At 67.5% G+C, this 22207-nt stretch carries 24 protein-coding genes; 12 read left to right on the top strand and 12 right to left on the bottom strand.

From position 1 onward, the window contains the following. Positions 1-65 precede the first annotated feature (65 nt). Positions 66-1223 (top strand): GNAT family N-acetyltransferase, encoded by a 1158-nt coding sequence (locus EZM81_RS06540; protein ID WP_136645187.1) that lies wholly within the window; start codon positions 66-68, stop codon positions 1221-1223. Positions 1224-1299: 76 nt separating this feature from the next. After that, the gene (locus EZM81_RS06545; protein WP_136645188.1) at positions 1300-1665 is read left to right on the top strand and encodes a 4a-hydroxytetrahydrobiopterin dehydratase; all 366 of its coding nucleotides are present in this window, start codon (positions 1300-1302) and stop codon (positions 1663-1665) included. Between the two features lie 93 nt (positions 1666-1758). Here EZM81_RS06545 and EZM81_RS06550 read toward each other — a convergent pair whose 3' ends face one another. After that, positions 1759-2244: a peroxiredoxin gene (locus EZM81_RS06550; protein WP_136645189.1), complete on the bottom strand. Its 486-nt coding sequence runs from the start codon at positions 2242-2244 to the stop codon at positions 1759-1761. An 88-nt stretch (positions 2245-2332) separates the two neighbouring features. On the opposite strand from EZM81_RS06550, the gene EZM81_RS06555 reads away from it, so the two are divergent. From EZM81_RS06555 to EZM81_RS06575, 5 genes are all read left to right on the top strand, one after another. Then, the gene (locus EZM81_RS06555) at positions 2333-3535 is read left to right on the top strand and encodes an NAD(P)/FAD-dependent oxidoreductase (protein WP_136645190.1); all 1203 of its coding nucleotides are present in this window, start codon (positions 2333-2335) and stop codon (positions 3533-3535) included. After that, complete coding sequence (gene rsmD / locus EZM81_RS06560; RefSeq protein WP_135449339.1) at positions 3532-4092, top strand: 16S rRNA (guanine(966)-N(2))-methyltransferase RsmD; 561 nt, start codon at positions 3532-3534, stop codon at positions 4090-4092. Before EZM81_RS06555 ends, rsmD begins: the two co-directional genes overlap by 4 nt. Continuing rightward, positions 4089-4745: an HAD family phosphatase gene (locus EZM81_RS06565; RefSeq protein ID WP_136645191.1), complete on the top strand. Its 657-nt coding sequence runs from the start codon at positions 4089-4091 to the stop codon at positions 4743-4745. The genes rsmD and EZM81_RS06565 overlap by 4 nt, the downstream gene beginning before the upstream one ends. Before the next feature lie 196 nt (positions 4746-4941). After that, complete coding sequence (locus EZM81_RS06570; RefSeq protein ID WP_136645192.1) at positions 4942-6966, top strand: NADPH-dependent 2,4-dienoyl-CoA reductase; 2025 nt, start codon at positions 4942-4944, stop codon at positions 6964-6966. Between the two features lie 266 nt (positions 6967-7232). Next, positions 7233-8138, top strand: coding sequence for a LysR family transcriptional regulator (locus EZM81_RS06575; protein WP_135449345.1), 906 nt, complete (start codon positions 7233-7235; stop codon positions 8136-8138). A gap of 19 nt (positions 8139-8157) precedes the next feature. On the opposite strand, the gene EZM81_RS06580 is transcribed toward EZM81_RS06575, so the two are convergent. The 3 genes from EZM81_RS06580 to EZM81_RS06590 all read right to left on the bottom strand — a co-directional run bounded on the left by EZM81_RS06580 (position 8158) and on the right by EZM81_RS06590 (position 10538). Continuing rightward, entirely contained in the window at positions 8158-9039 is an 882-nt protein-coding gene (locus tag EZM81_RS06580; protein ID WP_136645193.1) for an OmpA family protein, read from the bottom strand. Between the two features lie 90 nt (positions 9040-9129). Beyond that, positions 9130-9822, bottom strand: a complete 693-nt coding sequence (locus tag EZM81_RS06585; RefSeq protein WP_136645194.1) for an N-acetyltransferase — start codon at positions 9820-9822, stop codon at positions 9130-9132. Further along, complete coding sequence (locus EZM81_RS06590) at positions 9819-10538, bottom strand: molybdopterin-binding protein (RefSeq protein WP_135449351.1); 720 nt, start codon at positions 10536-10538, stop codon at positions 9819-9821. Before EZM81_RS06590 ends, EZM81_RS06585 begins: the two co-directional genes overlap by 4 nt. A 114-nt stretch (positions 10539-10652) precedes the next feature. Between EZM81_RS06590 and map the strand changes: the two genes are divergently transcribed. Then, positions 10653-11462, top strand: a complete 810-nt coding sequence (gene map / locus EZM81_RS06595; protein WP_136645195.1) for a type I methionyl aminopeptidase — start codon at positions 10653-10655, stop codon at positions 11460-11462. An 87-nt stretch (positions 11463-11549) separates the two neighbouring features. Here map and EZM81_RS06600 read toward each other — a convergent pair whose 3' ends face one another. From EZM81_RS06600 to EZM81_RS06615, 4 genes are all read right to left on the bottom strand, one after another. Then, positions 11550-11936: a hypothetical protein gene (locus tag EZM81_RS06600; protein ID WP_135449354.1), complete on the bottom strand. Its 387-nt coding sequence runs from the start codon at positions 11934-11936 to the stop codon at positions 11550-11552. 8 nt (positions 11937-11944) lie between these two features. Further along, positions 11945-12718 (bottom strand): DUF6478 family protein, encoded by a 774-nt coding sequence (locus EZM81_RS06605; RefSeq protein WP_136645196.1) that lies wholly within the window; start codon positions 12716-12718, stop codon positions 11945-11947. Positions 12719-12723: 5 nt separating this feature from the next. Continuing rightward, entirely contained in the window at positions 12724-14457 is a 1734-nt protein-coding gene (gene ilvD, locus EZM81_RS06610) for a dihydroxy-acid dehydratase (protein ID WP_135449358.1), read from the bottom strand. A gap of 77 nt (positions 14458-14534) precedes the next feature. After that, entirely contained in the window at positions 14535-15494 is a 960-nt protein-coding gene (locus EZM81_RS06615) for a zinc-ribbon domain-containing protein (RefSeq protein ID WP_136645197.1), read from the bottom strand. Positions 15495-15682: 188 nt separating this feature from the next. Between EZM81_RS06615 and EZM81_RS06620 the strand changes: the two genes are divergently transcribed. From EZM81_RS06620 to EZM81_RS06630, 3 genes are read left to right on the top strand one after another with little or no spacing between them, the layout of a single operon-like run. Further along, positions 15683-16354: a cell division ATP-binding protein FtsE gene (locus EZM81_RS06620; protein ID WP_135449362.1), complete on the top strand. Its 672-nt coding sequence runs from the start codon at positions 15683-15685 to the stop codon at positions 16352-16354. Then, positions 16351-17247, top strand: coding sequence for an ABC transporter permease (locus EZM81_RS06625; RefSeq protein ID WP_136645198.1), 897 nt, complete (start codon positions 16351-16353; stop codon positions 17245-17247). The genes EZM81_RS06620 and EZM81_RS06625 overlap by 4 nt, the downstream gene beginning before the upstream one ends. Then, the gene (locus tag EZM81_RS06630; protein WP_136645199.1) at positions 17244-17969 is read left to right on the top strand and encodes a 1-acyl-sn-glycerol-3-phosphate acyltransferase; all 726 of its coding nucleotides are present in this window, start codon (positions 17244-17246) and stop codon (positions 17967-17969) included. Before EZM81_RS06625 ends, EZM81_RS06630 begins: the two co-directional genes overlap by 4 nt. Before the next feature lie 108 nt (positions 17970-18077). Here EZM81_RS06630 and EZM81_RS06635 read toward each other — a convergent pair whose 3' ends face one another. The 4 genes from EZM81_RS06635 to EZM81_RS06650 form a co-directional block, all read right to left on the bottom strand. Beyond that, positions 18078-18563, bottom strand: a complete 486-nt coding sequence (locus EZM81_RS06635; protein ID WP_135449368.1) for a hypothetical protein — start codon at positions 18561-18563, stop codon at positions 18078-18080. Then, positions 18560-18874 (bottom strand): multidrug efflux SMR transporter, encoded by a 315-nt coding sequence (locus EZM81_RS06640; RefSeq protein WP_136645200.1) that lies wholly within the window; start codon positions 18872-18874, stop codon positions 18560-18562. The genes EZM81_RS06635 and EZM81_RS06640 overlap by 4 nt, the downstream gene beginning before the upstream one ends. Further along, complete coding sequence (locus EZM81_RS06645; protein WP_135449372.1) at positions 18871-19830, bottom strand: acetyl-CoA carboxylase carboxyltransferase subunit alpha; 960 nt, start codon at positions 19828-19830, stop codon at positions 18871-18873. Before EZM81_RS06645 ends, EZM81_RS06640 begins: the two co-directional genes overlap by 4 nt. Positions 19831-20093: 263 nt before the next feature. Further along, positions 20094-21056, bottom strand: coding sequence for an L-malyl-CoA/beta-methylmalyl-CoA lyase (locus EZM81_RS06650; protein ID WP_136645201.1), 963 nt, complete (start codon positions 21054-21056; stop codon positions 20094-20096). A 185-nt stretch (positions 21057-21241) separates the two neighbouring features. Here EZM81_RS06650 and dgcA point away from each other — a divergent pair, with 185 nt between their 5' ends. Further along, positions 21242-22204, top strand: a complete 963-nt coding sequence (gene dgcA / locus EZM81_RS06655; protein ID WP_136645221.1) for an N-acetyl-D-Glu racemase DgcA — start codon at positions 21242-21244, stop codon at positions 22202-22204. Positions 22205-22207: the final 3 nt, after the last annotated feature.

The raw sequence follows: 22207 nt of genomic DNA on the forward strand, positions 1-22207 counted from the left end.
GCGAAATACTCTGCGGGGGTCCGGGGGTGCAAACCGCCGGGCCTGCACCAGCCGCGAAAGCTCCGATGGCCGACCTGACCCTTCTCGACAGCCTGACCGGGATCGCCGCCCCCGACTGGGACGCGCTGGCAGCCCCGGAACAGGCGACCGGCCGTCCGATCGACCCCTTTACCACCCACCGCTTCCTTTCGGCGCTGGAAAGTTCCGGCTCGACGGGCCCCGGCACGGGCTGGCAGGCACGACCCCTGTTCCTGCGCGAGGGCGCAAGGCTCCTTGCCGCCGCGCCGCTTTACGTCAAGACCCACAGCCAGGGAGAATACATCTTCGATCACGGCTGGGCCGACGCACTGGAACGGGCGGGTGGCCGTTACTATCCGAAACTGCAGATCGCCGTTCCCTTCACCCCGGCCACCGGGCGTCGCTTCCTTGGGCCGGATGAATACCGTGAGACGCTTCTTCGCGCCGCCATCGGCATCACCGCCCAGAACGGGCTGTCCTCGCTCCACGCAACCTTCTGCACTGCAGAAGAGGCCAACGCCCTGGAAGGCATCGAGGGAACCTTGCACCGCATCACCCAGCAATTTCACTGGGAGAACCGGGGTTACGCCAGCTTCGAAGATTTCCTGTCGGACCTTGCCAGCCGCAAGCGCAAGATGATCCGCAAGGAACGCGAAACCGCCCGCGCCTCGGGCCTGACGATCCGCGCGCTGACCGGCGACCAGATCGAGCCGCGGCATTGGGATACCTTCTGGGCCTTCTACCAGGACACCGGCAGCCGGAAATGGGGCCGGCCCTACCTGACGCGCGCGGCCTTCACCGCCTTTCACGAGACCATGCGCGACGACATGCTGCTGATCCTTGCCTGCGACGGCGACCGGCCCGTGGCAGGTGCGCTCAACTTCATCGGCCGCGATACGCTTTTCGGCCGTTACTGGGGCTGCATCGAGGATCACCCCTGCCTGCATTTCGAATTGTGCTATTATCAGGCGATCGACTGGGCCATCGCCCATCGCCTGAGCCGGGTCGAGGCCGGGGCCCAGGGTGAACACAAGCTTGCGCGCGGCTATCTGCCGGTCGAGACCCATTCGCTGCACTGGATCGCCGATCCCGGCTTCCGCGCCGCCGTCGCGCGCTACCTGCAGGCGGAACGGCGCGCTGTGGGGCAGGAAATCGAGGTGCTGACCGCCTATGGCCCCTTCCGCCGCTGCGAGGCGCGGGATTAGGGTCAGGCAGCCTCTCCCTCACCCATCAGGGGCCGGGCAGCCACCCGGCTCCGCCATTGCGAGAAAGGACAAGACCATGGCCGACCTCCTGTCACCGGAAGACCGTGCGACACAGCTGCCGCCCCTCGCAGAAACCGGCTGGGCCGCCGTGCCGGGGCGCGACGCAATCCGCAAGATCTGGAAATTCCGCGGCTTTTCCGAAGCCTGGGGCTTCATGTCGCGCGCGGCGCTGGCGGCGGAAAGGCTGAACCATCACCCGGAATGGCGAAATGTCTACAACGTCGTCGATGTCACGCTGACCACGCATGACTGCCGGGGCCTGTCCCGCCTTGACATCGACCTCGCCCGCGTCATGGACCGTTTCGCCCCCGAGGCGGAAATCCAGCGCGACCACGGCGAACCCGTAACCAGCCTGTGCCAGGCCCGAACGCGCCAGGCCTGAGGGTGATGGCCGCTCTTCGAAGACTTCGTCCCCTCGCCGACCGGACGCTGACACGGGTACGAAGTCGAACAAGAACGAAGGCAAACGTCGCCGCTAGAGCTGCGCCAACAGATGTTCGCCCGCGGAAATTTCGCACCCTGTCCCGGGCTCCGGGTTGAAGCGGGTCACGACGCCATCCTCGACCAGCGCCGAATAGCGCCTGGACCGCGCGAAGAACCCCAGGTGCGGCACGTCGAAAGCCATGCCGATGGCCTTCGTGAAGCTGGAATCCGCGTCCGCCAGCATGGTGATTCCCGCCGCCGTCGCCCCCGTCGCCTCGCCCCAGGCCTTCATCACGAAGGGATCATTCACGGAAATGCAGATGATCTCGTCCACGCCCTTGTCGGCAAAGGCCTTCGCAGCGCGGATGAAGCTTGGGACATGCGCGGTCGAACATGTGCCGGTATAGGCCCCCGGCAGACCGAAGATCACCACCTTGCGGCCCTTCAGCCGCTCGGACAGCTTCACCGACTCCGCCCCGCCATCGCCCATGCGCAGAAGCGTGGCTTCGGGCAATCTGGAGCCCACTGCAATCGTCATTCTGATGTCCTTTCGTCAAGCTGCGCGTTGCGCCCGTTGCCCGGTGGGTTATAGGGTCCGCCGCAGGACGTTCCAGAGGGGTAGCGCAATGCGGATCGTGATCGTTGGCGCCGGACAGGCCGGGGCAGCCCTGGCCGCGAAACTGCGGGCGCAGGGCCACGCGGGCGAGATCGTGATGCTGGGCGACGAACCCGCGCAGCCCTATCAGCGACCGCCTCTTTCCAAGGCCTATCTGCTGGGTGAAATCGGCGAGGACCGTCTGTGGCTGCGCGCGCCCGAATTCTGGGCCGAGAACCGGATCGACCTGCGCCTCGGCCAGCCGGTGACTGCCATCGACGCTGCGGCGCGCACGGTCACGGTCGCAGGCGAAGCTCTCTCCTACGACCAGCTTGCGCTGACCACCGGCGCCACGCCACGCCGCCTTCCCATGGCGATCGGCGGCGGACTGGACGGCGTCTTCACCGTGCGCACCCTGGCCGATGTCGATGCCATGCGGCCCGAATTCCACGCCGGCCGCAAGGTCATCATCGTCGGCGGCGGCTATATCGGGCTTGAGGCGGCAGCGGTGGCCTCGAAGCTCGGGCTTCAGGTTACCGTGCTGGAAATGGCCCCCCGGATCCTGCAGCGGGTGGCCGCGCCCGAGACCAGCGCCCATATCCGTGCCCTGCACCAGTCGCACGGGGTGACCATCCTCGAATCGACGGGCCTTGACCGGCTGGAGGGCACCTCGCGCGTCACCGGCGCCCGGTTGGCTGACGGCCGCGTGCTGCCGGCCGATTTCGTGATCGTCGGCGTCGGCATCACCCCCAACACCCAGCTGGCCGAGGCGGCAGGCCTGGCCATCGAAAATGGCATCGCCACCGACGCCCTTGGCCGCACCTCCGACCCCGCGATCTGGGCAGCGGGGGATTGCGCCTCGTTCCCATGGGGCAGCGGCAGGCTGCGGCTGGAATCGGTCGGCAACGCCATAGACATGGCGGAAGCTGTCGCCGCGAACATGCTGGGCGCGAACGAACCCTACCTCGCGAAACCGTGGTTCTGGTCGGACCAGTATGACCTGAAGCTTCAGATCGCGGGCCTGAACACCGGCTACGATCACATCGTCACCCGGCGGGGCGAAGGCGATGCGGTCAGCTTCTGGTATTACCGTGGCGCAACGCTTCTGGCGGTGGATGCGATGAACGACGCCCGCGCCTACATGGTCGGCAAGCGGCTGATCGAAGCCGGCAAATCCCCCGCGCCCGAGGTGATCACGGCGACCCCCGACCTGAAGGCGCTGCTGAAGGGATGAGGATCATCGGCGGCACCCGGCGCGGCCTGAAACTGGCCGATGTCGGCGAAGGCGACCCGGCCGCACACCTGCGCCCGACCTCGGACCGGGTGCGCGAGGCGATCTTCAACCTGCTGATCAACGCCCATGGCAATCCGGTGTCGGGCGCGCGGGTGCTGGATCTCTTCGCCGGCACCGGCGCCCTGGGGCTTGAGGCTCTCAGCCGCGGCGCCGCCGAGGTGACCTTCGTCGATGACGGCACCCGGGCGCAGGCGCTTTTGAAAGCCAATGTCGCAAAGATGCGCGCCGAAGGTGAAACCCGCATCCTGCGCCTGAACGCCACCCGCCTGCCGCCAAATCCCGGCGCGCCCTTCACGCTGGTCTTCCTTGATCCCCCCTATGGCAAGGGGCTGGGCGAGGCGGCGCTTGCCTCGGCGCTGGCAGGCGGCTGGCTGGCACCCGGTGCCGTGATTGTCTGGGAAGAGGGCACCATCCCGGCTGCACCCGCCGGTTTTGCGCCCTTCGACCAGCGGCGCTATGGCGATACTGTTGTGACGCTGTTGAAGGCTACCGCATGAACCGCCCCGCTGCCGTGCTGTTCGACTGCGACGGGGTGATCGCCGACAGCGAAGGCCTGACCTTCGACCTGATGATCGCAGACTTTGCCGCGCACGGCCTGGTGCTGACCCGTCATCAGCTGGAATCCGACTACATCGGCGGCACGATCGAGACGGTGGCCACCCGCGCCCGCGCCGCCGGGGCACGGCTGCCCGACGATTGGGTGCAGGCTTTCTACGCCCGGATGTATGCGGTGCTACGCCGGGGCACCCCTCTCACCCCCGGCATCCTCGACATCTTCGACAGGCTCGACGCGGCAGGCATTCCCTATGCCGTCGGCTCGAACGGCCCGCCTGAAAAGATGCGGATCAGCCTGGGCCAGCACGGGCTGATCCCACGGTTCCGCGCCGTGCTGTCGGGTCAGGCGATCGGTCGCCCGAAACCCGCCCCCGATGTCTATCTCGCCGCAGCCGCCGCCTGTGGCGCCCCGCCTGCCGCCTGCGTGGTGATCGAGGACAGCCCCTCGGGTGCCATGGCCGCACTCGCCGCCGGCATCCCCTGCCTGGGCTTCGCCCCCCATGGACCCGACACCCCGCCGGCGCGCGGATTGATCGGCCTTGGCCTGCCCCTCTTCCACCGCATGGCCGACCTGCCCGCCCTTCTTGACCTCTGATCCTTCCCCTCTGCCCAAATATCCCGGGGGGATCGGGGGGCAGCGCCCCCCGTGAACCCGTCAAGATACAGGGTTGCCCTCGCCAACAGGATCCGCGGCAGCTCCATCCGCACGGTTCCACTGCCGCCCGTGACGCGGCGTTGCGGGTGACAAGGCCTGCGCGCCCGGCCATTCTGCCAACGAACAAGAGGCCGCCATGTCCAGCTACCCCAACCTTCTGTCCCCCATCACCCTGGGCACCATCACCTTGCGCAACCGCAGCCTGATGGGCTCGATGCATACGGGGCTAGAGGAAACCGGTGACTGGGGCCGCATCGCAGCCTTCTACGCCGCGCGGGCGAAAGGCGGGGCGGGCCTGATCGTCACCGGCGGCATGGCCCCGAACCGCGAGGGCGGGGTCTTTCCGGGTGCGGCTGGCCTGTTCACGGATCGGGACATCGCCAACCACCGCCGGGTGACGGATGCCGTCCATGCCGAGGGCGGGCACATCGTCATGCAGATCCTGCACGCCGGGCGCTATGCCTATGGCAAGGACTGCGTGGCGCCTTCGGCGATCAAGTCCCCCATCTCTCCCTTCCCCCCGCGCGAACTGGACGAAGCGGGAATCGAGAAGCAGATCGCCGACATCGCAACGGCCGCCACCCGTGCCATCGCGGCGGGCTATGACGGGGTAGAGGTCATGGGATCCGAGGGCTATTTCCTGAACCAGTTCCTCGTCGCCCACACCAACCGCCGCAGCGACCGATGGGGCGGAACCTATGCCAACCGGATGCGCCTGCCGGTCGAAGTCGTGCGCAGGGTGCGCATAGCCCTGGGGCCCGAGGCGATCCTGATCTACCGGATCTCGCTGATCGATCTGATTCCCGACGGCTCGACCTGGGACGAGGTGGTGCAACTGGCAAAGGCGATCGAGGGGGCGGGGGCAACTGTCCTGAACACCGGCATCGGCTGGCACGAGGCACGGGTGCCCACCATCGCCACCTCGGTTCCACGCGCGGCCTTTGCCCACCTCACCGCACGCCTCCGCCCCGAGGTCGGCATTCCCGTGATCACCTCGAACCGGATCAACACGCCCGATCTGGCCGAACGTCTGCTGGCCGAGGGCATGGCCGACATGGTGTCCATGGCCCGGCCGTGGCTTGCCGATGCAGAGTTCGTCGCCAAGGCCGCCAGCGGTCGCGCGGCGGAAATCGCACCCTGCATCGCCTGCAATCAGGCCTGCCTCGACCACACCTTCTCGGGTCGGCTGACCTCTTGCCTCGTCAATCCTCGCGCCTGCCACGAGACAGAGCTGACCTATCCCCTCGCCCCCGCGGCGAAACGCATTGCCGTGGTTGGCGCCGGCCCGGCCGGAATGATGGCCGCCATCGTCGCGGCCGGACGGGGCCACGATGTCACCCTGTTCGAGCGGTCGCCCGAAGTCGGGGGCCAGCTGAACCTTGCAAGGCGCGTGCCGGGGAAGGAGGAATTCCACGGCCTCGTCGCCTGGTTCGCGACTATGCTTCGCCAGCCCGGGATCACCCTGCGCCTCGGCGCCCAGGCCACGGCCGACGATCTGTCCGGCTTCGACGAGGTGGTGGTCGCAACCGGCGTCATTCCGCGCGATCCCGGGATTCCCGTGGAACCGGGCGCGCGCGTCTTCAGCTACATCGACATCCTGAACGGTGCCGATCCGGGCCGCCGCGTGGCCATCATCGGCGCGGGTGGCATCGGCTTCGACGTGGCCGAAACGCTTGTGCAGGAAGGCCCCAGCCCCACGCTGGACCCCGCGCTCTGGCGGCGGGAATGGGGCGTGGCCGCACCATGGGACGCACGGGGCGGGCTGGATCCGGACGGCCCGCACCCGCACCCTGCCGCGCGCGAGGTGCATCTGCTGCAGCGCAAGGCGGAAAAGCCTGGCCGGCAGCTTGGCAAGACCACCGGCTGGATCCACCGCGCCAGCCTCGCCATGAAACGGGTCAGGATGCGCGGCGGAGTGAACTACGAAAGGATCACCCCCGAAGGCCTGTGGATCAGCCAAGGGGCGGACCGCACGCAACAGGAACTGCTCGCGGTCGATGCCGTGGTGCTTTGCGCCGGGCAGGAACCCGAACGCGGGCTCAGTGCAGAACTGCACCGGCGCGGCCTTCGCCACCACCTGATCGGCGGGGCGGATGTGGCCGCCGAGCTGGACGCAAAGCGCGCGATCGATCAGGCCGCGCGCCTGGCCGCGCGCCTGTAGCGCGGGCGGGGCGATGCCCCCCGCGGCCTCACCTGTTGCCGGGGCTTTCCAGTCGATCCTGGCGTTCGGCCTGCATGCCTTTCGCACCGGTTCGGTTGCGCCGGCACACCGTCGCGTCGCGCGCGAAGAGGGGCCGGGTTTCTCTGCCATCAACGATCCCTGACATTACCCCGGATAGGTCGCGCCTTTGCCGCCATGCTGCCCGATTTGGCAGCGACACATTTCTGCAAAGAAAACCGGCGTGTCTGCTGCCAAGAGGGCAAGAAATGGATCGACTGACCGAGATGGAGGCCTTTGCCACTGTCGTGGACCAGGGCGGCTTCACCGATGCAGCCAAGAAGATGGGAATTTCGAAATCTGCGGTTTCGAAGCATGTCTCTGCGCTTGAGGCGCGTCTTGGCGCCAGGCTTCTGAACCGGACGACCCGCCGCGTCAGTCCGACTGAGATCGGCCTGGCCTACTATGACCGCGCCCGGCGCGTGCTGAACGATGCGGGCGAGGCGGACGCCCTTGTCACCTCGATGCAATCTGCACCTTCGGGCCTCTTGCGGGTGTCGGTCGCCACCGACTTCGGGGTGAACCTGTTGTCGCCGATCCTCGGGGATTTTCTGCTGGAATACCCCGACATCACGGTAAACATGGTTCTGAACAACCGCTATGTCGAACTGATCAGCGAAGGCTTCGACATGGCGATCCGCGTCGGCGATCTGGAAGACAGCAGCCTGCGCGCGCGCAAGCTGACCGAAACGACGAAGCGAATGATCGGTGCACCGTCCTATTTCAAGAAATACGGTCGGCCGCAGAAGATCGACGATCTGAACGACCACAAGCTCTTGCACTATTCGAACCAGGCCAATGGCAATGTCTGGAAGATCACCGCTCCCTCCGGCGAAAAACGGCAGGTCCGTTCGGTCGGCTGGCTTACGGTGAACGACGGGCAAAGCCTGCTGAACGCGGCAATCTCGGGCCTGGGTATCGCCTATCTTCCCAGCTTCCTTTATGCCGACGCCATGCGGCAGGGATTGGTAGAGGAAGCGATCCCCGGCCTTCCGGTGGAAACCCTTGGCATCTATGCCGTCTATCCCCCCGGCAGGTTCACCCAGCCCAAGGTTCGGGCTTTCATCGACTTTCTGGCCAAACGCTACATGGACAAGGGCCCCGACAACTGGTGAAGGCCGGAACCTGGCCGGCTCAGCGCGTCGAGGTGACGATCACCTCTACCCTGCGGTTCTTTTGCCGGCCCTCCTCGGTCTGGTTCGTGGCCCGCGGTGCCAGGAATCCCACGCCTTCGGCCGAGATCCTCGCCCGATCGACCCCATAGCGTTCGATCAGCGCCTGAGCCACCGCCTTTGCCCGGCGCTCTGACAGGGCGATGTTCGCAGCCAGACTGCCGGACGCATCAGTGTGGCCGACCAGCGCGACCGTCGCCGTGGGATTTGCCTTCAGCCATGCCGCCACGGCGGCCAGAGACGCATAATCCCCCTCGGTCAGACTGGCCGAGCCGCTGGCGAAAACCAGATCTTCCAGCACCGCCGAACCGGTCGAATCGAGGGCGGCGGCGATCCTGTCGTCAGCGGGTGCAGGGTCAACCCCGCGCGGCGACTCGATGTCTAGATCGACCACCGGCCCGGTCGTTTCGGGTGCCACCGTCGACACCAGAGGTGCCGCCGAGACCCTTGTGATCTGGACATAGGCCGTCAGCGCAGATCGGCTGACCAGGACCGTCACAGCCTCGCCCTCCTTCTCGGCCGCCAGAAAGCGGAAATCGCCCAGATCGACATGCATGTCCGGTTCCGGCAGGACTTCGGTGCCGTAGCGGAAGTCGAAGCCGCCGCAGGCCCGCGTCGCGCATTCCATCAGCACCGTGAAACCGGCCGCCTCGATCTGCGCGCGCAGCGGGGCAAGGACGCCCAGCGTGGTCATGCCCGGGGCTTCCAGCTGATAGGCGCGCTGTTCGACCGCGCCTTCGACCATCCGCACCGGCAATTGCCGGCCATCGAACGGGGCAAGGGGCAGGGCATAGCTGCCCGGCACTTCGGAGCGATTTGCCTCGGCCAAGACGGGGGCCGGCAATTCCAGCGTCAAAGCCTGCGCGGGAAGCGTGAGGCAAGACAGAAGCCATGAAAGAAGGTGTCGCACTACTGCCCGCGCCGCATTCCGCGATCATTTCATCCGGTAATGATACTGTCCCACAACTTCCATCCCAAGGCGAGCGTAGAGCGCGCGGGCGGCAGTGTTCCGCTCTGTCACCACCAGCGACAGCCGTTCGGCACCCAGCGCCGCAGCCCAGTTGGCCGCGGCATGCACCAGCGTTCCACCCACGCCCCTGCCCCGCCGGTCGGGCCTGACCTCCAGTGCATGCAGCATGGCTTCGGTGCCATGCAGGGCGACGAAGGCCACGCCGGCGGGCCTGTCCTCGTGCCGCGCCAGAATCGCCACCTTGGCCCCCCGGACGCGTTCCATCACCGCCAGCCGGGCCGCGCCAATGCCGCCCTCGGCCCACAGCGAGGCAGCGATTGCGAGCGGCGGCCAATGCGGAAAGGCGGCCAGCGGGGGCAGGTCTGCCGCAAGTGCCGCAATCGGCGCGGAACACACCACGACCGGATCGACAATCCGCCAGCCCCGCGCCGCCAGCGCCGCATCCAGCGCGGCATCGGAAGGGCGGATCATCACCAGCGGCTCTGCCATCGCCCCAAGCCGGTCAAGATCGGCCGCGTCCCAGTCGCCTTCACAGCTTGCAGCGGATACCCGCTTGCCGCCTCCCGCACCGTCGCGGAAGTCGAACGCCCCCTCGCGCCAGCGCCGCGCCGGGGGCCATGTCGCCTCCATCACTGCCGACAATGGGTCGTGCGTCATCCGAAAAGCTGCGTCAGCCGGACCATGGCCGCATCGACCCGCGCCGGATCGGTGCCCCGTATCACCAGGTTCGTGCCATGCGCCCCGTTCTGAATGAAGGGATAGGATCCCATCGAGAGGTCAGGAAACTCGGCCGCCAACGCGCCGAAGGCCCCGGCAATCTCGCCCTCGCCCCGGTTCACCCGCAAGGACTGCGACAGAAGCGGCGGCCCGCCGGTCAGCCTTGGCAGAACGCTGGCCACCATCGCCTGAAAGATGTTCGGCACGCCTGCCATGACATGCACGTTGCCGATCGTGAACCCCGGCGCGGTGGACACGGGATTGTCAATCAGCGCTGCCCCGTCCGGGATGCGCGCCATCCGCTGCCGCGCCTCGTTGAACGGCAACCCCGCCCGGTCGTAATGCGCCTGCAACAGGGCCATGGCATCTGCGCGGTGGCCGATCTTCACCCCCATCGCCTCGGCGACCGCATCTGCGGTGATATCGTCATGTGTCGGGCCGATACCCCCGCTGGTGAAGACATGGTCATATTTCGCCGAAAGGGCACGCACCGCCGCCACGATCTCGTCGTGTACGTCGCCCACCACGCGCGCCTCGCGCAAGGCGATGCCGATGCGGGTCAGTTCGCCGGCCAGATAGTGCAAATTCGAATCGCGTGTGCGGCCGGACAGGATTTCGTCGCCGATCACAAGCATCGCCGCGGTTGGATTGGTCATCGTTTCCCCCTTGCTCGGATCGGGTATAGCCCCGCCTCATGCGGTTTCAAACCCCGCCCTCTGGCCAATTCCGCCGAAGGCTCTTATGTAGACCCCAGAGAAGAGAGAGACGCCTTGGACGAACAGCGCGCCCGCATCACGAAGGACGGTATCCGCATCTACGAGGATGCGGATTTCGCCGGTATGCGCGCGGCAGGCCGGGTCGCGGCCGAGATCCTGGATGCCGTGGCGCCGCTGGTGGTGCCAGGCACGACGACCGGGGCGATCGACGATTTCATCACCGAGGAGATCCGCCGCCGCGGCGTCACCTCGGCCACCATCGGCTACAAGGGCTATCGGCACGCGTCCTGCATCAGCGTCAACCATGTGGTCTGCCACGGAATTCCGGGGCCCAAGGTGCTGATGGATGGTGACATCCTGAACGTGGATGTGACGGTCATCGTGGATGGATGGTATGGCGATACCAGCCGGATGTATGTGGCCGGCAGTCTGTCGCGCAAGGCGGAACGCCTGATCGAGGTCACGCACGAGGGCCTGATGCGCGGCATCGCTGCGGTGAAACCGGGAAACACCTTCGGCGACATCGGCCATGCCATCCAGGCTTACGTTGAATCGCAGCGCATGTCGGTGGTCCGCGATTTCTGCGGGCACGGCCTGGGCCGCGTGTTCCACGCCCCGCCGAACGTGCTGCACTACGGCCGTCCCGGCACCGGCCCGGTGCTGGAAGAGGGGATGTTCTTCACCATCGAGCCGATGGTGAACCTGGGCCGGCCTGAAACCAAGGTGCTTGCCGACGACTGGACTGCCGTCACCCGCGACAAGTCGCTTTCGGCGCAGTTCGAACATTCGGTGGGGGTCACGGCCACGGGCTGCGAGATCTTCACCCTGTCGCCGGCCGGCAAGTTCCACCCGACCTGGGGCTGATCCCCGGCGTACCGCCCCAAAGTTCAACTGCGTCTCCTCGTCGGTGCGCCGCGCAAGGCGTCAATGCGTCCTCGAAAGCGGGCGCAACTACGGCGGCCCTATCTGGGCGGCCGTTTCCGCGCAATGCCGACGGAAGGCCCGCTTCAACAGGTCCAGCTCGGCCCGCAGCAGGGCGATCTCGGCACGCAGGTCATCTTCCAGCGGCACCCCGGCGACCACGCTGACCTGCGCAAGCACCAGGTCGCCCATTCCGATCAGGACCGTATGCACCCCTTCGGTCAGCAGGGCGACGGGCAGCGGCACCCGCACCGTGAACTGACCCGCCCTGCCAGGCACGGGTAACACGTCCACGCCTGCAAGAACCCGGCCCTGGTGGGTGGCCTCGATGACCGGCGCATCCGGGGCACCGGACAGCACGCCCTCCCACAGGCCATGGGCAAACCGGGTCTGGGTCAGGGTCGGCGTGACGGTCATCGGCGTCTCTAGAATTCTGCACGGGGGCGACGGCTCAGCACCAGATCGCGCAGGATGATGCGGGCGTTGGCCACATCATTGAAGATCAGGTCCAGCCAGGCGCCCTCGATCGGGGCGTCGCCAAGCCCGCCGCTGGCCAGGTCGAAGTCCACCATCGCCTCTCGCCCCTCATCCGGCAGCGCGCGGACCATCTGCGTCACATTGTGGCCCTGGCTGCAATTCAGCCGGGCAAAGCCGCGCAGGGGCCGGTCGCTGTCGATCACCGCATCAACCCGCACCAGATGCCGCGCCTTCAAACCCGTGATCCCGGACGCAGGCAGGCGCAGGTCCAGCGACAGGAAGCTGCCGCGGAACCCGAACACCTCGACCGCAAGGCCATGGGGCGCCCGGTCGGCAGCGTCGTGATTGCGCAATTGCCGTACCGCGACCTCGCCCAGGGGGCAATCATGATGCAGGGTCAGATCGTCGCTGACCTTGGTGCGGGGGTCGGCAGCCACGGAGCCGGGCCCGGGCAGCGGGCCGCGCCAGGCATCGGCCCGCCAGGCCCAGTCGGTGCCCAGCGGTGGACGCGGCACGCCCGCCCCTGGGGCCGGCAGCGCCAGTCGCTGGTCCGCAGCATGGATCACCCGGTCGATCTGCCGTCGCAGAGCCCGTCCTTCGGCGCGCAGCGCACGCAGCTCGAAGGGCTCGGTCTCAGCCGCCGCGTCGGCGGCCCGCGCCCATCGTGCCTGCACACTGCGCAGGTGCCAATGGTCCAGGATCTGCGCCAGCCGCCCGGCCATCGATCCTATTGGTCCATGTAGACGTGGCTTTCCGCCTTCGCCCCCGGATGCGTGACTGCCCCCCAGCGCGCACCGCCGACCAGACGGGCGAACTTGTGCACGGCACCGCTGGTATAGGCCGTCTTGCGCGGCCCCTTCCATTCGGCCTTGCGCTTCGCCAGTTCTTCATCCGACAGGGCCACCGACAACTCGCCGGTCAGCGCGTTCAGAGTGATCATGTCGCCGTTCTTCAGCAGCGCGATCGGCCCGCCATGCGCGGCCTCGGGGCCGACGTGGCCGACGCAGAAGCCCCGCGTCGCGCCCGAAAAGCGGCCGTCGGTGATCAGCGCCACCTTCTTGCCCATGCCCTGACCGGACAGCGCCGCCGTGGTCGCCAGCATCTCGCGCATGCCGGGGCCGCCCGCCGGGCCTTCGTTGCGGATGACGATGACCTCGCCCTCCTTGTATTCGCGTTTCTTGACCGCCTCGAATGCCTCCTCCTCGCATTCGAAGACGCGAGCCGGGCCGGTAAAGACCTGCTCGGCCTCCGTCATGCCGGCGACCTTCACGATGGCCCCGTCGGGCGCGAGATTGCCGCGCAGCCCGACCACGCCGCCCGTCTTCGTGATCGGCGCGCTGATCGGATGGATGACCTTGCCGTCCGGCTCGCCGCGGATCTCCTCCAGGCTTTCGCCCAGGGTCTTGCCGCTGGCGGTGATGCAGTCCAGGTGCAACAGTCCCGCCTTGGCCAGTTCCTTCATGACCACCGGCACGCCGCCAACCTCGTAGAGGTCTTTCGCCACATACTGCCCGCCCGGACGCAGGTTCACGAAATAAGGCGTGTCGCGCATGATGTCGGCCACGTCGAACAGGTCGAAGTCGATCCCAGCCTCGTGCGCGATGGCCGGCAGGTGCAGCGCGGCATTGGTCGAGCCGCCGGTGCAGGCCACCACGCGGGCGGCGTTCTCCAGGCTCTTGCGGGTCACGATGTCGCGGGCGCGGATGTTCTTCTCGATCAGGTTCATCACCGCCACGCCCGAGGCCTCGCAGAACTGGTCGCGGCTTTCATAGGGTGCAGGCGCGCCCGAGGAGTTCAAGAGCGCCAGCCCGATCGCCTCCGAGACGCAGGCCATGGTGTTCGCCGTGTATTGCGCCCCGCAGGCACCGGCCGAAGGGCAGGCCACCCGCTCCATGATCTCGAGCTCGGCCTCGGACATGGCGCCGGCCTGCACCTTGCCCACGCCCTCGAACAGGTCCTGCACGGTGATGTCGCGGCCCTGATAGCGGCCGGGCAGGATCGACCCGCCGTAGATGAAGACCGACGGCACGTTCAGCCGCACCATGGCCATCATCATCCCCGGCAGGCTCTTGTCGCAGCCCGCAAGACCCACCAGCGCATCATAGCAATGCCCGCGCATCGTCAGCTCGACCGAATCCGCGATCACCTCGCGGCTGGCAAGGCTCGAACGCATCCCCTCGTGCCCCATGGCCACGCCATCGGTCACGGTGATCGTGGTGAACTCGCGCGGGGTGCCGCCGCCCTTCTTCACGCCCTGCTTGACCACCTGAGCCTGCCGGTTCAGCGCGATGTTGCAGGGTGCCGCCTCGTTCCAGCAGGTCGCCACGCCCACCCAGGGCTGGTGGATCTCTTCCTCGGTGATCCCCATGGCGTAGAAATAGCTGCGGTGCGGCGCGCGCGCCGGGCCTTCGGTCACATGGCGGCTGGGAAGCTTCGACTTGTCGAAACGGGCTTTGGTCATGGCGGTTCCTCGCGGATCATGGGCTGGCCGCAAGGGATAAAGGCCCGCCCGCGCAGGGGCAAGCCGAATTGGCTGCATCAGTTGCCGTTGATCGCCAGGGTAGCCGACCGCATCAGGCTGTCGAGGTGCAGACGAAGGCTGTCGATGGCAGCCACATAGCTTGCCAGCGGGCCATCAAGCGCCGGCACCAGGCTGCGCAGATAAGGGGCCGCCATGTACAGGATCGAGGCAAGGATCGCCAGGGTCATCACCAGCAGAAATCCGCTGCGAAAGCCTCGGACGGGTTCGGGCGGAGGAGGGGTGACAGCCGCTTCCTCGGGCTCCTCGACCGGGAACTCTTCGGGCCGGAGGGTTGAGTTGATCTCTTCGACATCGGGGAAAAGATCGCGCCGGGCGGCAGGCTTCGGTTCGGCATCGCTTTCCTGCTGCGCAGCGGAAGCAGGCACCACGGTCGGGGCGGGCGCGGGTGCGACGGGGCCGGGCGAGACCGGGATGGGCGGGGCGGCGTCCAATCCCAGATCGGGCTGGGTCTCCAGCGGGACTGCCTCGGCGCGACGGGCCTTGGCCTCGCGCTCGGCCTCCTCGCGCAGGATCGCAAGCACGGATTCATCCACGACATAGGCGGGCCCGGCCTTTGCCGGCGCGGTGTCGGCCTCGGGTTCCGCGGCCTCCTCGTCGGCCGCGGCTGCCTCTGCCTCCTCGACTGGCGCCTGCCCGGACCGTGCCTCTGCGGTCGGCTCTGCCGGCAAGACGGCGGTTTCGGTCGCAGCTTCGGGCGCCACCTCGGCCGCGGCTGGCGCAGCGGGCGGGGGCTCGGGCAGCGGTTCGGCAGGCGGCGCTGCTGCGGGGGCAGGGGTCCGTGCGGCCGGGGCCGGGCTGGCCGGGCCGTCCCCGGCCGGGGCCGACCCTGCGGGACGAGGGCGCATCTGGAACCAGGCATGGCCGCAGTTCGCGCACTGCACGTCGCGCCCCGTGTCCGGTATGGCGTCGTCGGGCACCTCGTACTTGGCCTCACAGTTCGGGCAAACCAACCGCATTCGTATCCCTCAAAGCCTTGATCCGGCTCCACCTATGGGTTTGTAACGCTTGATTCCTGTCGTTCCAAGGCTTTGTCGCTCGGTCTTGTGCAATCCTTTGCCCCTGTGCGATGGAAAGCGCAGTCCGGCGGGCACCGTCACAGGCCTGCCGCCTTCGAAACGCCGCCTGCCCTGCCCGGAGGAGCATCGTGATCGCCTTTGAGAATGTGGCCTACAGCTATGGCGGGGGCGATCTTCTGTCCGACGTGACATTGCGCCTGGCGCCGGGGTCGTTCCATTTTCTGACCGGTCCCTCGGGCGCGGGCAAATCGACCTTCCTGAAACTGGCCTATGCCGAACTGCTGCCGACCGCCGGTCGCGTCACGCTGTTCGACCGCGACGTGACCACGCTTTCGCGCGATGACGTGGCACGCACCCGCCGGCGGATCGGGATCGTGCATCAGGACTGCAAGTTCCTTGATCATCTGTCCGTCGCCGCAAACATGGCGCTGCCCTTCACCGTGTCCGACCGGGAAAGCGACCCGCAGGATCTGGATGAGCTTCTGGCCTGGGTGGGGCTTCGGCACCTGGCCGACGCACTGCCGCCCCAACTGTCGGGCGGCGAACGTCAGCGCGCCGCGCTGGCCCGCGCCGTCATCGTCGATCCCGACGTGATTCTTGCGGACGAGCCCACCGGAAACGTGGATTGGGAGATGTCGCTGCGAATCCTGACCCTGCTGGTCGAGCTGAACAAGATGGGCAAGACCATCGTGGTGGCCACCCACGACCTGAACCTGATCCGCCAGGCGAAGGCGCAGGTGCAGGCGCGTGTGCTGCGCATCGCAAAGCACCGCGTCCAGCTTGCGGGGGCCGACCTGTGAGGTTTCCCAGGGCCCAACCCGCCAGCCCCGCGACCCGCGCGCTTCAGGTCGTGCCGCCTTCGGGTCCCACCGCATGGCTGGCCACCTTCACCGCCGGCGCCATGACCTTTCTGTGCGTCTTTGCACTGGCGCTGTCGCTTGCCTCGGGGCGCCTGGCCGACCGCTGGTCAGAGGCGCTGGCCCGCACGGCCACCATCCGCCTGTCGGCCCCGGCAGAGCAGATGGAGATCCAGACCGCCGCGATCCTTTCGGTGCTCGCCACCACCCCCGGCATAGCAAGCTACCGCGCGCTGGATGAGGCCGAGACCCGCGCCCTGCTGGAGCCCTGGTTCGGCCCAGGCCTGCCCGTCGAGGCCCTGCCGATCCCCCGGCTGATCGAGGTGGTCGAAGGCGATCCGGGCTACGATTCCCAGGGCCTGCGGCAGCGTCTTGCCGCCGAGGCGCCTGGCGCGCTGCTGGACGACCACACCCGCTGGCGCCGCCCGCTGGCCGAGGCGGCCGAGCGGCTGCGCATCCTTGGTGTCCTCTCCATCGCGCTGATCGGCGCGGCGATGGCCGCGATGATCACCCTTGCCGCCCGCGCCGCGCTGGCCACCAATGCCGAGGTGATCCGCGTCCTTCGTCTGGTCGGCGCACGGGACAGCTACATCGCCCGCGCCTTCGTCCGCCGATTCACGCTGCGCACGCTTGCCGGGTCGGCCGTCGGCACCGCAGCGGGGATGGCCGGGGTAGCCGCCCTTCCCGCCGCCGACGCCGCCGGCGGCTTTCTGACCGGCCTCGGCTTCACGGGCGCCGGCTGGCTCTGGCCGCTGGTCTTGCCTCCGCTTGCCGCGCTGGTCGCCTTCCTTGCCACCCGCCGCGCCGCGTTTCAGAAACTGCGAGAGCTGACATGACCCCGATCCGCTGGATTCTGTCGCTGGTTTTCATCATCCAGATGTATGTGGTCATGGCGATCATGGCCCTGGCCTTCGCCCCTTGGGCAATGGTGTCTCGCCGGGGCGCAAGGATCGGTGTGCGCACCTATTGCCGCTGGGTCATCATCTCGTTGCGGGTCCTGACCGGATTGCGCTGCGAGGTGCGCGGAACCCCGCCCAGGGGCGAGGCGCTGGTCGCCGCCAAGCATCAGAGCTTTCTCGACATCATCCTGATCATCAGCGCCGTCCCGGCCGCCAAGTTCATCATGAAGCGCGAACTGCTTTATGCCCCGTTCCTTGGCCAATATGCCCTGCGCATCGGCTGCGTGCCGGTGGACCGCGGCAAACGGGGCGCGGCGATTGCGAAGATGAAGGCCGATGTGGCGAAGGGGGCTGCCGAACCTGGCCAGCTGATCATCTATCCGCAAGGCACCCGCGTCGCGCCTGGGGCGAAAATGCCCTACAAGGTCGGAACAGGCCTGCTTTACCAGCAGCTTGGCCAGCCTTGCCATCCCGTCGCAACCAATGTCGGCCTGTTCTGGCCCAAACGCGGCATCCTGCGCAAACCCGGCCTTGCCGTGGTCGAGTTCCTGCCCCCCATCGCGCCCGGCCTGCCCATCCCCGAATTCATGGCGCGGCTGGAAGAGGACATCGAAACCCACTCGAACCGCCTGATGGCCGAGGCGGGGTTCGGCGGCTGACAAGGACAAGGCGCCCCGCCGCGGGCAGCAAGAACATCGGGGGCCGCCCTTCGGCACCCGCACCCATCGCTTCAAGGCATGGTCAGCCCACCGTGCGAGGGCCCCACCTCAGCTCAGCGGGCAATCGGCGACCTCAAGATCCAGCGCAAGGCGGGCATTCGGCCCGTATCCCAGGCCGGATACGTTGATGTAAAGCGCGCCGCCCTCGGCCCAGACCTCGGTCACGCGCATCGTGGTTCCCTCGGGGGCGATGGCGACGCGATCGAACAGGGCGCAGTCCGTGACAAAGCGCAGCACATAACCGTTGAACCGGGCCTCATAGAACCTGCCGATCCCGCGCGGGTAGGACAGTTCGATCCGGGTCGGCCCGATCTCGACGGTGACCGGCACCACGTCCAGCCCGCCGGTCAGGCCTTCGGGTTCCAGCCCGAACTCGACCCCCTGCCCGACCATGACGGTCCGCCCACGGGCCTGAAGAAAGGGCTGCTCGCGGTCGTCCCAGGTTTCCACCGTGAAGGTGACAAGCCGCCCTTCCAGCGTTCCGGCCTGCACTTGCGCGGCCAGCAGCGCGGCAAGTGCCACCCACCGCATCATGCAAATTTCAGCGCCACGATTCCGGCGAGGATCAGAAGAATGCCGAAGACCCGCACAGCGTTGACCGCCTCGCCGAACAGGAACACCGCCGCAATCGCCGTGCCGATGGCGCCGATACCCACCCAGACGGCATAGGCCGTGCCGACGGGCAGGGCCTTCATCGCCAGCGACAGCAGATAGAATGATCCAAGCGCCATCACGACGGTGGCAACTGTCGGCCAGGGTTTCGTGAAACCCTCGGAATACTTCAGCCCCAGCGCCCAGCCCATTTCCAGACCGCCGGCCAGCATCAGGATCAGCCAGGGGCTCAAGCCGCCAGCCCCTTGGAGCCCATGTCCAGGAACTTCTGCCGCCGGTCGCGGATAAGCGTTTCGGGCTTCTTGCCGGACAGATCCTTCAGCATGGCTTCGATCGCCTTGCCCACGGCCTCGATGGTTTCCTTCGGGGCCCGTTGCGCACCGCCGACCGGTTCCTTCACGATCCGGTCGATGATGCCCAGCTTCTGCAGATCCTGCGCTGTCAGACGCAGGGCCTCGGCCGCTTCGCGCATCTTCTCGGCGTCCTTCCACAAGATGCTGGCGCAGCCCTCGGGCGAAATCACCGAATAGACGCTATGTTCCAGCATCGCGACCCGGTTCGCCGTTGCCAGCGCCACCGCCCCGCCGCTGCCGCCCTCTCCGATCACCACGCTGACCAGGGGCACGCCGATCGACAGACACTTCTCGGTGCAGCGTGCAATCGCCTCGGCCTGGCCGCGTTCCTCGGCCCCCTTGCCGGGATAGGCGCCGGGTGTGTCAACCAGCGTGATCACCGGCAGGCGAAACCGGTGGGCAAGGTCCATCAGCCGGATCGCCTTGCGATAGCCCTCGGGCCGGGCCATGCCGAAGTTGCGCTCGATGCGCGACTTGGTGTCGTTGCCCTTCTCGTGCCCGATCACCATCACCGGCTGGTCCTGGAACCGCGCGATTCCGCCCATCACCGCCAGGTCGTCGGCAAAGGCGCGGTCTCCGGCAAGGGTGGTGAATTCGGTGAACAGACCCTCGATGTAATCCTTGCAATGCGGCCGGTCGGGGTGCCGCGCGACCAGGCACTTCTGCCAGGGCGTCAGGTTCCTGTAGAGATCGCGCAGCGCCGCCTCGGCCTTGCGGTCCAGCGCCTCGGCCTCCTTGGTCAGATCCATGCCGCCGCCCGACCTGGCCAGGGCGCGCAGTTCTTCGGCCTTGCCTTCGATCTCGGCGAGCGGCTTCTCGAATTCCAGGTAGTTCATCGCACATCCTTCCCGCGGGCCGCCCCTATATGCCCCCGGGCCCGGCCTGATGCAACTCGGCTTGCCAAAGCCGGATGCATGGATGCGTCACGGCACCGAAAACAGCAGCGCCCCGGACCGCCGGTCCGGGGCGTGCATCCTCCCTTTCGCCGCGCGGGGCCTCCCCTCCCCGGGTGCGCGGCTCAGGCATCCTTTGCAGACTGCCCGATGTGCGGGCTTCCTAACGGGAAGGCTGCCCGTTCCGCGGGCGGTTTGTCAACGATTCATGACGCCCCGGCAATCATTTCGGCCTGCCGCACGATCACCTCGGCCTGGCGCATGCTGGCGATGTCCACCAGCCGGCCCTTGTAGGTTGCGGCACCTTGGCCCGCGGCCTTGGCGGCCTCCATCGCGGCCAGGATCTCGCGCGCTTCGCGCACGGCGGCTTCCGAAGGGGTGAAGACCTCGTTCGCCAGCGCCACCTGCTTCGGATGGATCGCCCATTTCCCCACCATGCCCAACGTAGCCGACCGCCGCGCCTGAGCGCGGAAGCCCTCATCGTCGCTGAAATCCCCGAAGGGGCCGTCCACGGGCAGAATGCCATGCGTCCGGCAGGCCGCCACGATTGCCGCCTGCGCCCAATGCCAGGGGTCGGCCCAGTATTTCTGCCCCTCGCGCAGCATGTAGTAGTTTTCCTGCGTGCCGCCGATGCCGGTCGTCTGCATCCCCATGCTGGCCGCGAAATCCGCCGCGCCAAGGCTCATCGCCTGCAGGCGGGGGCTACTGGCCGCAATCTCCTCGACATGGGCGATGCCGGCCGCTGTCTCGATGATGACCTCCAGGCTGATCCGCTTCTGCCGGCCCGCCGCCGCCTCGCAGGCAGTGACCAGGGCATCCACCGCATAGACATCCGCCGCGCAGCCCACCTTGGGGATCATGATCTGGTCCAGCCGCTCGCCCGCCTGTTCCAGCAGGTCCACGACATCACGATACCAGTAGGGCGTATCCAGCCCGTTGATCCGCACGCTCAGGGTCTTGCGCCCCCAGTCCACCCCGGAAATCGCCCGGATGATGTTCGCCCGCGCCTGCGCCTTGTCGGCCGGGGCGACCGAATCCTCGAGATCAAGGTTGATCACATCCGCCGCGCTGGCCGCCATCTTGGCGAACAGTTCGGGTCGCGAACCCGGGCCGAAAAGTTGGCACCGATTGGGGCGGGCGGGGGCGGGGGGTTGCAGGCGGAAACTCATAAGGCGGGCCTTCGGGCAATCATGTTTCTCAGGATGCTGCATCTGCGATATATTCTTGCGCGCCAGACCGCAAGCCCGATTTCGCAAACGCAGCAAACCCGCCGCTCATCTGGCCTGACGGCTTTCTTCGCTTGCGTGTGGCGCGTGGCCAGCGAAGAAAGCCGTCAGTGTTGATGAGCGACCCGATGATCACCGTCACCGAAGACCGTTTCCGCCTGGCGCAGGCCTTTACCATCAGCCGGGGGTCGAAGACCGAGGCGCAGGTGCTGACCGTGCGCGTCTCCCGTGACGGGCAGACCGGCCGGGGCGAATGCGTCCCCTATGCCCGCTATGGCGAGACGATGGCCAGCGTCCGGGCACGGATCGAGGGACTGCCCCCCGACATCACCCGGCAGGCCCTGCAATCCGCCCTGCCCCCCGGCGCCGCGCGCAATGCCGTCGACTGTGCGCTCTGGGATCTGCAGGCGAAGCAGGCGGGCCGCCGGATCTGGGACATCGCTGGTCTGCCCGCCCCCGGCCCCGTCGTCACCGCCTATACCCTGTCGCTCGCCCCGCCCGAGGCCATGCGCGCCGCCGCCGCCGCCAACGCTCATCGCCCGATCCTGAAGATCAAGCTGGGCACCCCCGATGACATGCCGCGGCTGGAGGCCGTCCGGCAGGGCGCGCCCCGCGCCACGATCATCGTCGATGCCAACGAAGGCTGGACGCCCGAGGTCTACGCCGACCTTGCGCCGCATCTTCTCCGCCTTGGTGTGGCGCTGGTGGAACAGCCGCTGCCTGCCGGGCAGGATGACATGCTGGCCGGCATCGAAAGGCCTGTCCCGGTCTGCGCGGACGAGTCCTGCCACGACCGCGCCAGCCTGGCTGCGCTGAAGGGGAAATATGACGCGGTGAACCTGAAGCTGGACAAGACCGGCGGGCTAACCGAAGCACTGCTGACCCGCGACCTTGCCCGCCAGATGGGCTTTCGGGTCATGATCGGCTGCATGGTTGGTTCCTCCCTCGCCATGGCCCCGGCGGTGCTGCTGGCACAGGGCGCGGAATGGACAGACCTTGACGGCCCCCTGCTTCTGGCCGAAGACCGCGAAGCGCCCCTGTACTATGACGCGGCAGGGGCCCACCCGCCCGATGCCAGCCTTTGGGGATAGACC

It is taken from the genome of Tabrizicola sp. YIM 78059 (assembly GCF_004959785.1).
In the GTDB taxonomy this organism is placed as follows: domain Bacteria; phylum Pseudomonadota; class Alphaproteobacteria; order Rhodobacterales; family Rhodobacteraceae; genus Tabrizicola; species Tabrizicola caldifontis.